General features: G+C 61.9%; 13 protein-coding genes and 1 pseudogene. 7 read left to right on the top strand and 7 right to left on the bottom strand.

The window, feature by feature from the left end:
* The first annotated feature begins 17 nt into the window (after window positions 1-17).
* The 3 genes from IFO71_RS14730 to IFO71_RS14720 all read left to right on the top strand — a co-directional run bounded on the left by IFO71_RS14730 (window position 18) and on the right by IFO71_RS14720 (window position 2,158).
* Window positions 18-467 (top strand): Mpo1 family 2-hydroxy fatty acid dioxygenase, encoded by a 450-nt coding sequence (locus tag IFO71_RS14730; RefSeq protein ID WP_192030415.1) that lies wholly within the window; start codon window positions 18-20, stop codon window positions 465-467.
* Complete coding sequence (locus tag IFO71_RS14725; RefSeq protein ID WP_192030414.1) at window positions 464-1,489, top strand: 2-dehydropantoate 2-reductase; 1,026 nt, start codon at window positions 464-466, stop codon at window positions 1,487-1,489. Before IFO71_RS14730 ends, IFO71_RS14725 begins: the two co-directional genes overlap by 4 nt.
* Window positions 1,490-1,564: 75 nt before the next feature.
* On the top strand, window positions 1,565-2,158 hold the full coding sequence (locus IFO71_RS14720) for a carboxymuconolactone decarboxylase family protein (protein WP_192030413.1): 594 nt from the start codon (window positions 1,565-1,567) through the stop codon (window positions 2,156-2,158).
* Between the two features lie 19 nt (window positions 2,159-2,177).
* On the opposite strand, the gene rlmH is transcribed toward IFO71_RS14720, so the two are convergent.
* The 7 genes from rlmH to IFO71_RS22195 form a co-directional block, all read right to left on the bottom strand.
* Window positions 2,178-2,648 (bottom strand): 23S rRNA (pseudouridine(1915)-N(3))-methyltransferase RlmH, encoded by a 471-nt coding sequence (gene rlmH, locus IFO71_RS14715; RefSeq protein ID WP_192030412.1) that lies wholly within the window; start codon window positions 2,646-2,648, stop codon window positions 2,178-2,180.
* Window positions 2,649-2,838: 190 nt separating this feature from the next.
* Window positions 2,839-3,249 carry a ribosome silencing factor gene (gene rsfS / locus IFO71_RS14710; protein WP_192030411.1) on the bottom strand — a complete coding sequence of 137 codons (411 nt, stop codon included), beginning with the start codon at window positions 3,247-3,249 and terminating at the stop codon, window positions 2,839-2,841.
* 191 nt (window positions 3,250-3,440) lie between these two features.
* Window positions 3,441-4,061: a nicotinate-nucleotide adenylyltransferase gene (nadD, locus tag IFO71_RS14705; protein ID WP_192030410.1), complete on the bottom strand. Its 621-nt coding sequence runs from the start codon at window positions 4,059-4,061 to the stop codon at window positions 3,441-3,443.
* Complete coding sequence (holA, locus tag IFO71_RS14700; RefSeq protein ID WP_192030409.1) at window positions 4,058-5,092, bottom strand: DNA polymerase III subunit delta; 1,035 nt, start codon at window positions 5,090-5,092, stop codon at window positions 4,058-4,060. Before holA ends, nadD begins: the two co-directional genes overlap by 4 nt.
* Before the next feature lie 3 nt (window positions 5,093-5,095).
* The gene (locus IFO71_RS14695; RefSeq protein ID WP_192030408.1) at window positions 5,096-5,578 is read right to left on the bottom strand and encodes an LPS-assembly lipoprotein LptE; all 483 of its coding nucleotides are present in this window, start codon (window positions 5,576-5,578) and stop codon (window positions 5,096-5,098) included.
* Window positions 5,579-5,588: 10 nt separating this feature from the next.
* Complete coding sequence (leuS, locus tag IFO71_RS14690) at window positions 5,589-8,249, bottom strand: leucine--tRNA ligase (protein WP_192030407.1); 2,661 nt, start codon at window positions 8,247-8,249, stop codon at window positions 5,589-5,591.
* A 119-nt stretch (window positions 8,250-8,368) separates the two neighbouring features.
* Window positions 8,369-11,140 carry a methyl-accepting chemotaxis protein gene (locus IFO71_RS22195; protein ID WP_192030406.1) on the bottom strand — a complete coding sequence of 924 codons (2,772 nt, stop codon included), beginning with the start codon at window positions 11,138-11,140 and terminating at the stop codon, window positions 8,369-8,371.
* Between the two features lie 772 nt (window positions 11,141-11,912).
* Here IFO71_RS22195 and IFO71_RS14680 point away from each other — a divergent pair.
* From IFO71_RS14680 to IFO71_RS14665, 4 genes and pseudogenes are all read left to right on the top strand, one after another.
* Window positions 11,913-12,806: a hypothetical protein gene (locus IFO71_RS14680; RefSeq protein ID WP_192030405.1), complete on the top strand. Its 894-nt coding sequence runs from the start codon at window positions 11,913-11,915 to the stop codon at window positions 12,804-12,806.
* A 356-nt stretch (window positions 12,807-13,162) separates the two neighbouring features.
* Window positions 13,163-13,852 (top strand): annotated as a pseudogene (locus IFO71_RS14675) (SPFH domain-containing protein); the annotation flags it as partial.
* A 10-nt stretch (window positions 13,853-13,862) separates the two neighbouring features.
* The gene (locus IFO71_RS14670) at window positions 13,863-14,171 is read left to right on the top strand and encodes a hypothetical protein (RefSeq protein ID WP_192030403.1); all 309 of its coding nucleotides are present in this window, start codon (window positions 13,863-13,865) and stop codon (window positions 14,169-14,171) included.
* Window positions 14,172-14,177: 6 nt separating this feature from the next.
* The gene (locus tag IFO71_RS14665; protein WP_192030402.1) at window positions 14,178-14,372 is read left to right on the top strand and encodes a type II toxin-antitoxin system antitoxin; all 195 of its coding nucleotides are present in this window, start codon (window positions 14,178-14,180) and stop codon (window positions 14,370-14,372) included.
* Window positions 14,373-14,611 lie beyond the last annotated feature (239 nt).

Here is a 14,611-nt window from a genome sequence, read left to right as displayed (position 1 = left end):
CTGCACGGAGCCAGATCATGCATTCGAACGCCTTGGGCCGTGATATTCGGCAAGTCGATCGCCTTATCGGGCACTACGCAGAATCACATCGACACCCGACCAATGTGCTGATTCACTGGATCTGTGTGCCGATCATTGTCTGGTGCGTACTGGCCATGCTGTGGGTGATTCACCCTCTGCTGGCCGCCTCGGCGGCGGTGTTTTCGCTGGGCTACTACCTCAAGCTGTCGTGGCAGTTTGCCATCGCGATGGCGGCCTACGCCCTGCTCTGTCTATGGACACTTACTTTCGTTCCCTACCCCGGTTGGGTAGCCCTGGTACTGTTCGTGGTGACCTGGGTTTTCCAGTTCATCGGCCACAATATCGAAGGAAAGAAGCCGTCCTTCCTTGAGGATGTGCAGTACCTGCTGGTCGGGCCGATATTTCTACTCGGAAAACTGTTCCGCCGCATCGGCCTCGGCTATTGAGTGGGGCTGCGCCTGAGGTTCTGGTACTCGGAGCCGGGGCCATCGGGCTATATCTGGGCGGACGACTGGCGGCCAGCGGCGTCCAGGTCCACTTCGTCGGCCGACCCAGGGTGGTCGAGGCATTGCGCCATCGGGGCCTGTCCTGCGTCGGACTTGATGGGCAGATAAAGCGACTGGAACCGACGAAGCTTCGGCTTAGCACCGAGGTCCCGCCGGGTATCGATCCTGCACTGTGCCTCTTGACCGTAAAGGGTCCGCACACCGAGGCGGCGGCCGGCCAACTGGCCGCTGCCTTGCCGGCCGGCAATGTGGTGCTGTCGATGCAGAACGGCGTCGACAATCTGGCGCGGCTGCAGCGTGGTGCGCCGCGCCTGGCTGCCCTGGCTGGCATGGTGCCGTTCAACGTGGTGCAGATCTCAGAGTGCGAAGTGCGGCAAACCACCGACGGTCATCTGGCTGCGCAGCAGCACCCGCTGACGCAGGCCTGGAAGCCACGCTTTGAAGAGGCCGGCCTGTCGCTGCGTTTGTACGAAGACATGCGTGCCGTACAGTGGGCAAAGCTCATCCTCAACCTCAATAATCCGGTCAACGCTCTATCCGGCCTGCCACTGCGCGAGCAGCTCTTGAACAGGGGCTTTCGCCAGGTACTCGCCGACCTGCAGGGCGAAGCACTGCGCGTGATTGATGCCGCCGGCCTGCCGCTGGCGCGGGTGACGCCGCTGCCGACCGCCTGGATTCCACGCTTACTGCGCCTGCCGACCCCGCTGTTTCGTCTGCTGGCCTCGGCCATGCTGCGCATTCGGCCCGATGCACGGTCCTCAATGTACGACGATCGCCAGGCTGGCCGGCCCACCGAGATTCACGATCTGTGCGGCGCCGTGGTCCGTCTGGCACAACACCATGGTCAGTCGGCACCGTTGAACCAGTCGATGCTGCGATTGATCGAACAGACGGCACAACAAAGCTTTCTCACCGCCGAGCAGCTGCAGGCCGCATTGCACGAATCAGGCAGCCCTGGCTGAACGCCATCGGCGGCTCGGCATAATCGCCGTAACGTACTACCATGCGGCGCGCCCTTCGTTTTCCTGGAAGCTCCGATGCCACTGATCAGTCCGCTGCCCACCGACCACGACAATGAAGTGGCCGAACTTGCCAAGTTCTTCAACGAAACCCTGGGCTTTCCGCCGAACAGCGTGCTGACCATGCAGCGTCGGCCGGCCATTGCCAAAGCCTTTATCCAGCTCAACAAGGCGGTGATGGAGAATCAGGGCCGGGTGACCAGTGAACAAAAGCGCCTGATCGGCTACTTGACCAGTGCCAACACCGGGTGTCGCTACTGTCAGGCGCATACCATCCTGGCGGCGCATCGCTATGGCGGCAGCGATTCACGCTTGCACGAGATCTGGAACTTCCGCGACAGCGATCTGTTCAGCGCCGCGGAAAAAGCGGCGTTCGAATTTGCCCTGGCCGCCTCGGCCGTGCCCAACGCCGTTGACGAACCGATTGCAGACGAACTGCGCCGGCATTGGGATGAGGGCGAGATCGTCGAGATTCTCGGCGTGATCGCCTTGTTCGGCTATCTCAATCGCTGGAACGACTCGATGGGCACATCGATCGAAGCCGGCGCCATAGCCGCCGGCGAACAGCACTTGCAGCATATCGGCTGGAATCCGGGCAAGCACCGCGGCTGATGCTGCCGCAGCGCCCAGCTCAGGCGCGGTGGTAGGGATGATTGGCCAAAATGCTGGCGGCGCGATACAGCTGTTCCACCAGCACAATGCGCACCAGCGGATGCGGCAAGGTCAGCGGCCCGAGCGACCAGCGCTCGTCGGCCTTGGCCAGCACGGCTTGATCGTGCCCCTCCGGCCCGCCGATCAGGAAACAAGGATCGCGCCCGAGGCCGCGCCAATGCTCCAGCCGCTCGGCCAGCTGCTCGGACGACCAGGGTTTGCCGCGACCGTCGAGCACGATCAGATACGGATTCTTGGGCAAAGCAGCCAGCACGCGCTCGCCTTCGTCGGCCATGGCGCGGCGCGGATCACGACTCTTGCCACGCAGGCCGGGCGCGATTTCCAGCAGCTCCAACGGCAACCAGTGCGATAGCCGCTTCTGGTATTCGCCGAAGCCCTCCTGCACCCAGGGCGGCATCGACACGCCGACGGCGATCAGCTTGCCTCTCACGAGCCAGCGTTTCGATGCGCGGTGGCACGTCGGGCTGGCAAGCCCGGCACGTCACCGCCTGGGGACAACACCCCGACTGCCGTCAGGCGGCAAACAATGCTGGGATTCGCGTCGCCAAGCCACCGACCATGCAGCTTTGGAAGCGCCGGGCAGGCCGGGCTGACAAGCCCAGCCACAGGCGTCAATGCGCTCACTGCACCGATGCAGCGTCGATCTCTTCCGGCCGCTGATCGCCGACCGTCCACAGCCGCTCGAGGCCATAGAACTCGCGTACTCGCGGCAACATGATGTGGACAATGACGTCGCCGAGATCCACCAGCACCCATTCGGCTTCCCGCTCGCCTTCTATGCCCAGGGGCTGAACGCCCATCTCCTTTGACTTGCGAATCACCTCATCGGCGATCGACTTAACGTGTCGATTCGATGTTCCGGAGGCAATCACCATGAAGTCGGTGATGCCCGTCTTGCCGCGGACATCGATCTCGCGTGTGTCCTTGGCCTTGAGATTCTCCAACGCTTCGGCCACGGTCTTTCTGAGGTCTGGCTTGGAGGCGAGTTTCGGGGCAGGCGTTTTGCGCTGCGGCAAGGGACTGGGTGTCAAGTTATGCGATCCTCACTGTGGTGCCGTGTCGGGGTCGGCGCGGGGCACACGGCAGCCCCACTACCTTCGACTCACACGGCTGGCTGTGATGATGGCGCAGCGCCCGTGCTCGTGTGAGTCCAGGGTAGGATCAGTATAGGCCGCTGGCGGCCGCGCGACACCATCCCAAGGGCAATTCTGCGCACCTCGGCTCAGCGATACAGCCGGTGCGCCCGCATGTAGTCGGCCACTCCGGGCGGCAGGTCCTGCCAGGCCTCATCGCAACCGCCACGAACCGCGGTGGATGACGCCGTCGATACCGGTCGCGGCATTTCCAGTACCAGACCCGCCGGAGAACCCGCCAAGGCATCCGTCGTTGTAGCCACCTGCCAGCCCAGCGCACGCTCGGGATGCATCCCCGGATAACCGGGTCGCGCCATGATGAGGAGATGAGTCAGCGCGGGCATTTCGGCCACCTGATGCCAGCTGGCCAAGCCGTCTGCGGCGTCACGCCCGAGCAGCAGCACCATCGGCGTCAGCGGCCCTAGCTCCTGGCGAAGCTCGCGCAGGGTGTCGATCGTATAACTCAAACCGACCCGGCTCAGCTCGCGCGTGTCAATTACGAACAGTGGGTCATCGGCGATTGCGATTTGCAGCATCGCCGCGCGATGTTCCCCTGAGGCTCCCGGACGAGCGCGATGCGGAGGATCGCCGCAAGGCAACAGGATGACGCGCTCGGCGCCCACCGCCTCACGCGCAGCACGCGCCACAGCGAGATGCCCGCTATGAATCGGATCGAATGTGCCGCCGTAGATCAATCGAAGCGGATTCATCCGGCCGGCTGCAGCAAGTCCAGAGCTCGGGCGTTGGCAAGTGCCAGCAGGATGCGCTCCAGCAGGCGCCAGGGATCCTCGTCATCGCGCCCCTTGCTGGCCAGATCGAGCTGCGCGCAAGCGCGCAGCAGCCGCGCAGCGCCGCGATTGCCCAGTCGTTGAACAGTCTTGCGATACAGCGGTTGCCGTGACTCCCAGACCCGTGCCTGCTGCCACACCGTGGCCAGATTGCCGCCGCTGTCGGCCACCTGTGCCGCCAAGGCCAGAATCTGCACCTGCCCCGCCACCCAATTCATCAGCGGAACGATCTGTTCACCTTCGGCGCGCAGGCCACGCAGCATGCGCAGAGCCCGCTCGCCATCGCCGGCCATTGCCACCTCGGTGAGCGAGAAGACACTGAATCGCGCACTGTCGGCGACCAGGGCCAGCATACGTTCGGCAGTGATTCGTTCGCCACGGCAGAGCAGTGCCAGCTTCTCGATTTCCTGGCTGGCCGCGAGCAGATTGCCTTCGACCCGCTCGCCGAGCAGGGCCACCGCATCCGCCTCAACATCGAGTTTGGCCGCACGAAGCCGGCGTTGCAGCCAGCCAGGAAACTCATTCGGCTTCAGCGGCCAGATCGGCAGGAACACGCCGGCATTGTCCACCGCCTGCGACCATCGCCCTTCGTGCGTGCGACTCCAGTCATTGGCGATGATCAGCAGACAGGTATCCGGCGGTGGGTTGGCACACCACTGTTCGATAGCAGCGCCGCCTTCCTTGCCCGGCTTGCCGGTAGGCAGGCGCAGCTCGATCAGTCGCCGTGAGGCGAACAAGGACATCGACGCGCCACTCATGGTCAGGCTGTTCCAGTCGAAACCCGACTCGACATCAAACACTTCGCGCTCGGTAAAGCCCAGCTCGCGCGCCAGGGCGCGCACCGCATCACTTGCTTCAATGCGCAGCAAGTCTTCGCTGCCGGCAATCAGATAGACATTGGCCAGCCGCTGTTCGGCCAGCTGACGATCGAGTTGCGCTAGCTGCAGAGGCATCGGCTATTGACGCAAGGCCACGTCCAACCGGCGCAGCACGGCATCCACCATCGCCTGATCGAGCTCCTGGCGAATCAGCTCCTCTTCGGCGGGCGAGCCCGAGGGATTGGCGCTGTCGAAGCTGTAGTCACGCTCGAGCACGATCGGTTCCAGCGGCAACACGACTTTACCGGTACCGTCGGTGAGGATCACGTCCGCGCGATACTCGAGAGAAAACTCCTGCACTCGACCGGTATTGGCCAGTGACAGCGGTCGCGAGCTGATCCTCAGATTGCGCAGCTCCAACTGTCCGCTACCCTCGCCGCCCGGCACCACGGCACCGGCGCGACGCAGCGCGCGCTCCAACCCCTGCTGCACCGGCGAGTAGGGATCCGAACTCAGCACCTCCAGTTTCACCAAGGAAGGCGGCAAGCTGAGTTCCTTCTTGAGCTGGAAGCCACAACCGGCCAGACCAAGCGAGAGTGCTGCTAGAACCAGAAATCGCATCAGAGTCGCCTCAGTTGGCCACGATATTGACGATCTTGCCGGGCACGACGATAACCTTGCGCACGGTTACACCTTCGAGAAACTTGGCGACGTTGGATTCGGCCATGGCTTGCGACTCGATGGACTCACGCGCAGCATCGACCGCGACTTCGATCTGTCCGCGCAGCTTGCCATTGACCTGCACCGCCAGGGTGATCGCATCGCGCTTCAATGCATCCGCATCGGCCACCGGGAAGGCCTGATCTTCCAGCAGGGTTTCGGCGTTGCCAAAGGCCTGCCACAGCGCGTGCGAGGTGTGCGGCACAATCGGGTTCAGCATCAATACGATGGCCTTCCAGGCCTCGTCGGCAACCGCACGGCCCTGTTCGCTGTCGTCATTGGCCTTCATCAGCGCATTCACCAACTCCATCACGGCAGCGATCGCGGTATTGAACGCGTAACGGCGGGCGTAATCGTCGCCGACCTTTTCGATCGTCTCGTGCAACTTGCGACGCAGGGCCTTCTGCTCGGCGTTCAGCGCGGAAGGATCCACCGCCCCCGCGGGGCCGCCGGCGACATGCTTGCTGACCTGGGTCCACAGCCGGCGCAGGAAGCGCGCCATGCCCTCGACGCCGGCCTCGCTCCAGTCCAAGCTCTGATCCGGCGGCGAGGCAAACATCGAAAACAGGCGCACCGTATCGGCGCCGAATTTGCCAACCATCGACTGCGGGTCGACACCGTTGTTCTTCGACTTCGCCATCTTTTCGGTGCCACCGATCTGCACCGGCTGACCATCGGCCGCCAGATGGGCGCCGATCACCCGCCCCTTATCATCGCGTTCCACTTCGACGTCGGCTGGATTGATCCATGTCTTCGACACCGTCTTGGTCGTCGAAACGGTTCCGTCTGGACGAGACTCTTCGATCTCGACTTCTTCCTCGCGATAGAAGGTCTCGGCAATCACCATGCCCTGACACAGCAAACGGGTGGCCGGCTCATCGGCCTGCACCATGCCAAGATCGCGCAGCAGCTTGTGGTAGAAGCGGAAGTACAGCAAATGCAGGATGGCGTGCTCAATGCCACCGATGTACTGATCGACCGGCAACCAGTAGTTGGCCCGGCCGTCGACCATATCCGGCGCACCGGGCGAGGTGTAGCGGGCGTAGTACCAGCTCGACTCCATGAAAGTGTCGAAGGTATCGGTTTCGCGCTCGGCCTCGCCGCCGCAGCACGGACAGCTGACCTTGCGCCAATTGGGATCGGCCTTGATCGGTGACTGCACGCCGCTGAACTCGACATCTTCCGGCAGCAACACCGGCAGTTCCTCCTCCGGCACCGGCACGTCGCCGCACTTAGCACAGAGAATCATCGGAATTGGGCAACCCCAGTAGCGTTGCCGCGAAACGCCCCAGTCACGCAGACGGAAGTTGACCCGACGCTCGGCATTGTCGCCCAGCACCTCGGCAATCTTGTCAAACGCCTGGCGGTGGTTCAGGCCATCAATAACACCCGAGTTCACCACCCGCATGTCGGCATGGTTCTTGTCGGCATACCAGTCTTTCCACTGGGCGGTGTCGTACAGGCCATCGCCGCCAGCTTCGGCGCCCAGCGCAATCACCTGCTTGATCGGCAAGCCATACTTGTGGGCAAATTCGAAATCGCGCTCGTCATGCCCCGGCACCGCCATCACCGCACCGGTGCCATAGCCCATCAGCACGAAGTTGGCGACCCAGATCGGCACCCGCTCACCGCTGATCGGATGGATGGCAAACACGCCAGTCGCCATGCCGCGCTTTTCCTGGGTTTCCAGTTCGGCTTCCGATACGCCGCCCTGGCGGCAGCCAGCAATGAAATCAGCCAGTTCGGCATTGCTCTGTGCTGCACGCTGGGCGATCGGGTGCTCAGCCGCCACCGCCATATAGGTCACGCCCAGCAAAGTATCGGGGCGGGTGGTGAAGACGCGCAGGGCCTCATCGCTGCCCTCCACGCCGAAGTCGATCTCCAGGCCCTCGGAGCGTCCGATCCAGTTGCGCTGCATGGTCTTGACCGCATCCGGCCAGCCCGGCAGCTGGTCCAGGCCATCGAGCAGCTCTTGCGCATAGGCAGTGATCTTCAGGAACCACTGCGGAATCTCGCGCTTTTCGACTACGGCGCCGGAGCGCCAGCCGCGCCCGTCGATCACCTGCTCGTTGGCCAATACGGTCTGATCGACCGGGTCCCAGTTGACCACCGAATTCTTGCGATAGACCAGGCCTTTCTTGAACAGGCGGGTGAACACGCGCTGCTCGTGGGCGTAGTAGTCACTGCGACAGGTGGCAAATTCGCGCGACCAGTCGATGGCATAGCCGAGCGACTGCAGCTGCTGACGCATGTGATCGATGTTGGCGTAGGTCCACTTGGCCGGCGCCGTCTTGTTCTTGATCGCAGCGTTCTCAGCCGGCAGGCCGAAGGCATCCCAGCCCATCGGCTGCAGCACGTTGTAGCCCAGCATGCGCCGATGACGGCTGATCACGTCGCCGATTGTGTAGTTGCGTACATGGCCCATATGCAGCGCCCCGGAGGGGTACGGCAGCATCGAGAGGCAATAGAACTTCGGCTTGCCCTGGTCCTCCTTGACTTCAAACGCGCGCTGGCGCTGCCAGAAGGCCTGGGCGGCGGACTCAATCGACTGGGCTTCGTACTGTTCGTGCATGAAAGAGCTTGGGCCTGGAGCCCAGATGGCAAAGGGAGACCGCGCAGGTTATCGCAGTGCAGCATGGGACGAAAGCCGGCCGCGCCGGCGTTCATCCATGGGCGAACGAGTGAAGCGCTTCAGCGCCCCGTGCGTCGACTCTCGCGGGTAACGAAACGGGCTATCAGCCGGGCCATATTGCCGGCCCCCTCCTGCAGATGGGCACTGGTCGCGGCCGTCTCCTCCACCAGGGCGCTATTCTGCTGATTCAACACCTCCAACTGGTCAAGCGCGGCATTGACCTCAGTGCTGGCCTCGCTTTGCGCCGCGATATTGGCTGCCGCCGAACCGACATCGGCCGACACCTGCCCCACCAGTTCGGCGATCTCGCGCAAGGCCTGACCAGAGCGCTCTACCAATTCAGCACCGTTGTGCACATTCTGGCTCGACTCATTGATCAAGGTGCGAATTTCCTTGGCCGACTCCGCCGAGCGCGAGGCCAGCGTTCTTACTTCGCTGGCGACCACGGCAAATCCGCGTCCCTGCTCACCGGCCCGCGCTGCTTCCACCGCAGCATTCAGTGCCAGCAGATTGGTCTGGAAGGCGATGTCATCGATCAGCTTGACGATCTCGGCAATCCGCTTGCTGCTCTGAGTGATCGCACCCATGGCCTCGATTGCCGAACTCACCGTATTGGCGCCGTCCTTGGCCCGCGACTCAGCGCCGCGCGCCGAAGTATCGGCGCGGCGCGTGGTGGCCACTGCCTGCTCCAACGCGTCAACGATGCGCTGCATGTCGGCCGCCGACCTGGACACAAACTCCGACTGCCGTTCCGTACGCCCGGAGAGATCAGAATTGCCGCTGGCGATTTCCTTGGAGCCCTGGTTCACCGTATCGGCCGCCCCGCGCACTTCATCGACCAGCATGCGCAAGGCCTTCAGCGCAGCGTTCAACGCTTTCTGCACATCGGCAATCTGACCTTGGTATTCGCCCTCCATCGCACCGGACAGGTCGCCAGCGGAAATTTCTCCCGCCACCCTGGCAATGGTATTGAAGGCATCCTCCAGCACATCCAGCGATTGATTGATGGCCTCGCTTGCCCGTGCTACGTCACCAGCGAACTGGTGTTCGATGCGCTGGGTGAAGTCGCCCCCGGTCATCGCGCTCAGCACGCGATTGAGTTCGTCAAATGCCAGCGCGATGGCGACACTACCCTGCTCCACGCCCTGCACCGCCTGCCGGTAGGCACCATGAAACTCACCTTCGGTTCGGTGCTTGAGATCGCCGCGAGCCAGGGCGTCGCCGGCTGCGGCAATTGCCGACAGCGAATGGCCGATCACCTCGGCACTGGTGTTGATGCGCGTGGTCAGGTCCTGCAAGGTTCCGGCGTAACGTCCTCTGATCCGCACATCCAGTCGTCCCGCAGCCAGCGCTTCGGCCAAGTCGGCCACCTCGGCCAGCGAGCTCTCCAAGGTCACCAGCAACTGGTTGAAGGTCTGTCCCGCCATCGCTAGCTCATCGCGGCCGCTGGCGTCGATGCGCCGCGAAAAATCGCCGCTTTCGGCCACCTGCCCGAGGGCATCGCTCAACCGGGTGATCGGCCTGACCAGACTGCGCGACAGACGCAGCCCTACCCCCGCTATCAGCGCCGCTGCCACCAACACCGCCCCACCCAGGGCGATGCTAAGGGCGCGCGAGGCCGCAAAGGCCTCGGTTTCGCGATACTGGGCAACCACCGTCCAACGTAGCTCCGGCGTCACCGATAGCCCAGCCAGCGAAGTCACGGCTGGCATGCCGCGCAGCGTTGCACTGCGGGTATTTCTCGAGCGCTGCTCGCCGGCCAGCCACAGGTCGTCGGCCACCCGGTGCTGATCGGGGGCAGCGAAACTGTTGGCAACGGTCCAGTTCTCGGCCAATAGCGAATCGGAGCGCAACAGGCGATCGGGCCCCAGCAAATAGACGTCCTGCCCTTCCACCAGACCCTCGCGATTGCCGGCGACTTCGGCCACCCGCCCGACATTGACCTGCACCACCAGCACGCCCAGCCGTTCGCCCGCATCGACGATCGGGCTGGCCAGAAACATGGCCGGGGTTTCGTAGCTCGGCGGATAGGGATCGTAGTCGTCCACCGCCACAGCATTGTTGTCTTGCAGGTTCAGGGCCGACTGGAATGCTCGACCCAATCCCGATTCGCGCCACGGCCCGCTTAACAAATTGGTACCGAAGTCGATTTCCTTGAACACCGTGTAGACCACATTGCCCTGAAGGTCGACGATGAAGATGTCGTAGTAGCCGTTGCGCTTCAGATGACTGCGCAGCACCGGGTGGATTTGCGCGTGGGTGCTGCTGTAGGCCGACTCGAACGGCAGCGCGTCGAGGCTGTCCTTCTCGCCCAAGGGTGCCGGGTTCTCGGCGATGAAGTAGCGTTGCAAGGCCTGTGCGGTCGTACTCAATCGACTGCTGTCGGCGCGCTCAGTTGCCGCTCGGCCGGCGTTGAGTTCGGCATAGCGCTGGCCGAACTGATCGCGCCAAAAGGCCGACACCGCCGCCTCATCCAGGCTGGCCTGGGCGGCCGAGGCATTCTCGATGTCTTCCTGCGCGGCCTCGTCGCCCAGCTCCGCGGCAATGCGCTCAGCCTCGAACGCGGCGAAGCCGGTACTGAATTCGCGTACCGCGAAGGTGGTCATGAAATTTTCCGACAACGACAGCACATCGTTGACGATCGCCTCGAAATAATCCTGCAGCTGCGCGGCCTTGAGCGAGGCCTGGGCCTGCATACGCTGCTCGGCTGCGGTCTCCAACTGCGCCACGGCCTGTCGCCAGGCCACCAGGGAGACCACCAGCAAGGGCAACAAAGCAAGCAACAGGAAGGAGACGAGGATGCGTCGACCGATCTTCATTCGCCCAAACATGCGGATCTCCGAATGGGATGTTCGCGAATCGGTAGCGGGGCCGAGTTTACATCTCAGACCTTAGAATGAGCCTAGACCTAGCGCGAGCCTGAGACAAGCGGGTCTGGCCCAACTCGATCCTCGGTCGTCTAGGCTTCAATTTCTCCTTTTCCCGTCTAGCTCGACCCTCCGGCTTGCGCCCCGAACCTCCAGATGGCTTCGGAATCAAGACCGTTTGACGATGGACATCAGCCGACATTCAGAATGCGTCACATCGCATCCCAGCCATGCGGGCACTGCCCTCAGCTGCTGCGCCGCTCGATCGGCCATTGAACGAAGGCGAATATCCACAAGGCGACAAGATTCACTATCGGAACGAGGAGTACCAGCGACAGTGCCCCGTTGAATCCTGCCTTGCTCAAAATCCGCCACGCCGGGATAACGAACACAGCGCCGAAGACAGCGACTGACAGCCAATGAGCGGATCCGAAAGTACCCAAGTCAATTCTCCTGAGAGCCCTGACGGACTCATGTGTTTAGTAGCCTGGCCGCCAGGCAACGTATTGGCCGCATTCTATCAATCGCCCAAGGGATGCCAATCACTACCTCAGAGTCCACATAGATCTGCATGAGCACAGGTTCAGGGCGTTGCCAATGATTTGACTTCGTTTCCAGCCAAATGCCTGCTGATCATCAATTGGCAGGACATCAATGGCCCTTCGGAGCGCTAACCAGTCGTTGCGCCCCCCCCCTTAGAAGCACATATGATGCGGCACGTCCAACACACCACAAGATGGATGAGAAGGAAATGTCACAAGTGAGAAAACAAGCACTAATGGGGCGACTGCTGATCTTGGTACTGACCGCTCTTAGCTTCGGCGCCGATGCACAAGATGCTTATTGGCGCGCCTGCCACGGCTGCAATCCCAACAGCTATTCGTCGCTCGCAGTGCAGGCGCATGGCTCCGTCACCAACGTCTACGACTTTCGCAACAACCGGATTGCAACCTTTCTGGCCCAGTGTGGAATCGGTAACCAGCCGCGGTCTCAGCCGAGAACGACCGCCAGCCAATTAGCGGCCAGGCAACGCTGCGTTATGGAGTCAATGCCCACCAGCGTCGACGACAGCGAGTTCTACAGCCAAGCCTATCAGGTGTGGATTGAGACCAGGGGAACCATGAAGGTGAACCTCGATCTCAGCCCTTCGCAACTGGGCATCGGCGACTCTGGCGTCTACGAGTTCATCGGCAATGTGAATTACCGGATTCGCTTCGGCGACGCCTTAGCTGCCGGCAACGTTCCGGGACTATCGGCGGCAGCCTCGTTTCTTGGCTCTCGCGCTAGCGCGGCGATGGGATTCACTGATGGCTTGGTCACTGTCGTGAGAATCAATTTCAGTGGCGGTCAGGGAGGAAGCGCGCAAATCGAATGCACACCTCCGACAGGCTGCCGATACATTCAAGGGTCTGCTCGCGATCAACGCGGTCAGATCGTGCCGGAGGAGAACTCCGGCTCGTACGCTGGCACCTACTATTTTGGCGACGATCGCAACGCCTCGAATCGGTTCATCGATCACATGCGCAACATGGGTGTACAGATCGTTGGCAGCAATGCGCGACTGTATGAGTGGACCTGCACCTTCAACGGCCAGACCTTGACCTGCAAGCAGCGGCCAGCGCCTCTTTAGCACCTGGGCTACACGTAGCGGCAAGTTTCCAGGGCCACCCGAACGGGTGGCCCTCTTCGTTTTAGCTGAACCAAAGCAAAACAAATCGAGCTCGCACGGTCACATAGATATCTTTTTGATATCTAATTAACGCACGCGGTGCATCCGACCCGGTCGGTCGGAGTTCTGACTGGAGCCCTGACATGAAAGAAAAACTCATTTCCTCCGCCGCCGGTATTCCGGTGTTGATCGCCCTCCTCGCCCTGCTTCTGATCGAGCTGTTTACCTTGATCAATGGCGCGCGCATGGGCAGCCCCTTGATCGCTATTGGCAGCATCGTTGCCTTGATTGTCACGGCGATCTGCCTGGGCGGCTTTTACATGGTGGAACCCAATCAGGCCGCCGTACTCAGTCTGTTCGGTGCCTATCGAGGCACGGTCAAGGAACAGGGCCTACGTTGGAACAACCCCTTCTACAGCACCAAGAAAGTCTCGCTGCGGGTGCGCAATTTCGAAAGCGGCAAACTCAAGGTTAATGAGTTGGAAGGTAGCCCGATCGAGATTGCAGCGGTCATTGTCTGGAAAGTGGTTGATTCCGCCGAAGCTGTGTTCAACGTCGACGACTACGAGAGTTTCGTTCACGTGCAGTCCGAATCGGCACTGCGCGCCATGGCCTCAAGCTATCCCTATGATCAGCACGAAGAAGGTCAGATCTCGCTGCGCAGCCATCCCACCGAGATCAGCGCTCATCTGAAGGAGCAACTGGATGAGCGCCTGACCACCGCCGGCATCGACGTACTGGAAGCACGTATCAGCCATTTGGCCTATGCCCCGGAGATCGCCCACGCCATGCTGCAGCGGCAGCAGGCCAATGCCGTGATTGCCGCCCGTACCCGCATCGTTGAAGGCGCGGTCAGCATGGTCGAGATGGCACTGGACAAACTGAAAGCAGGCGGCGTGGTCGATCTCGATGAAGAACGCCGCGCGCAGATGGTGAGCAATCTACTGGTGGTGTTGTGTTCGGATCGCGCCACCACGCCGGTCGTGAACACCGGTTCGATGTATTGAGGAGCGATTGATGGACGCGAAAACCGTGGCCTCGCTGATTGTGGTTCTAGCCGCTCTGCCAACAGGCCTACTAGGCCTGTTGGTGGCCACTGGCAAGTGGCTGCCTGCCAAACTTGCTCGCTCTCCCAACTGCGAACGCATTCGTCCATGGCTCATCACCATCTTTGCGGTGGCGGCCGTAGGCCTTGCCATCATCGGCATCGCGCTCATCTCCGTGGCGCCGGCAACGCTGAAGCCCTTGATTCACGCAGTCTCGGGCGTCATGGTCATCGCTACGCTGATTTGCTCGATTCAGGTGCAGCGTCTCAGCACGAAGTAAGCACCCGTGGCCGACAAGAAAGCTTATCCTTTGCGCATCAACGAAGCCGTGCTGACGGCCATGCAGTCGTGGGCCGAAGATGAGCTTCGCTCAGTCAACGCCCAGATCGAGTACGTGCTGCGTGAAGCCCTGCGCAAAGCTGGCCGGCTGAATAAGAACGAGACCGGCGGCCAGCAAGGTGCGGACAAGGACCAGCGGTAGCGCCAAGGCGTCACCGAGCTCTTCGCTGGCCTGTCGTAGCCAGCTCACGCGGAGCGCTGCTCGGTTCGCATCAGCACTGCGCCTCAGACGTTTTGCGCGCTGCTAGCGTCATGTCACATAAATAACATTCATAAATGACGTATACTTTTCCGGGCTTGGTTGCGGGAAACGCTGATGGGCCGATTGCGCGCGGATGGTGAGATTGAGCTCTTCGTAACCCGATACAACGCTGACGCAAC

Source organism: Pseudomarimonas arenosa (assembly GCF_014841215.1).
In the GTDB taxonomy this organism is placed as follows: Bacteria; Pseudomonadota; Gammaproteobacteria; order Xanthomonadales; family Xanthomonadaceae; genus Pseudomarimonas; species Pseudomarimonas arenosa.
The sequence above is the reverse complement of the archived record's forward strand: the minus strand, read 5'-3'. Positions and strand labels throughout refer to the sequence as shown.

Excerpts from the sequence above, each read along its gene's own strand:
- IFO71_RS14680 (WP_192030405.1), top strand. The coding sequence starts at position 11,913 with ATGGATGAGAAGGAAATGTCACAAGTGAGAAAACAAGCACTAATGGGG.
- IFO71_RS14670 (WP_192030403.1), top strand. The coding sequence starts at position 13,863 with ATGGACGCGAAAACCGTGGCCTCGCTGATTGTGGTTCTAGCCGCTCTG.
- nadD (WP_192030410.1), bottom strand. The coding sequence starts at position 4,061 with ATGAATCCGCTTCGATTGATCTACGGCGGCACATTCGATCCGATTCAT.
- leuS (WP_192030407.1), bottom strand. The coding sequence starts at position 8,249 with ATGCACGAACAGTACGAAGCCCAGTCGATTGAGTCCGCCGCCCAGGCC.
- IFO71_RS14720 (WP_192030413.1), top strand. The coding sequence starts at position 1,565 with ATGCCACTGATCAGTCCGCTGCCCACCGACCACGACAATGAAGTGGCC.
- IFO71_RS14730 (WP_192030415.1), top strand. The coding sequence starts at position 18 with ATGCATTCGAACGCCTTGGGCCGTGATATTCGGCAAGTCGATCGCCTT.
- IFO71_RS14695 (WP_192030408.1), bottom strand. The coding sequence starts at position 5,578 with ATGCGATTTCTGGTTCTAGCAGCACTCTCGCTTGGTCTGGCCGGTTGT.
- holA (WP_192030409.1), bottom strand. The coding sequence starts at position 5,092 with ATGCCTCTGCAGCTAGCGCAACTCGATCGTCAGCTGGCCGAACAGCGG.
- IFO71_RS22195 (WP_192030406.1), bottom strand. The coding sequence starts at position 11,140 with ATGTTTGGGCGAATGAAGATCGGTCGACGCATCCTCGTCTCCTTCCTG.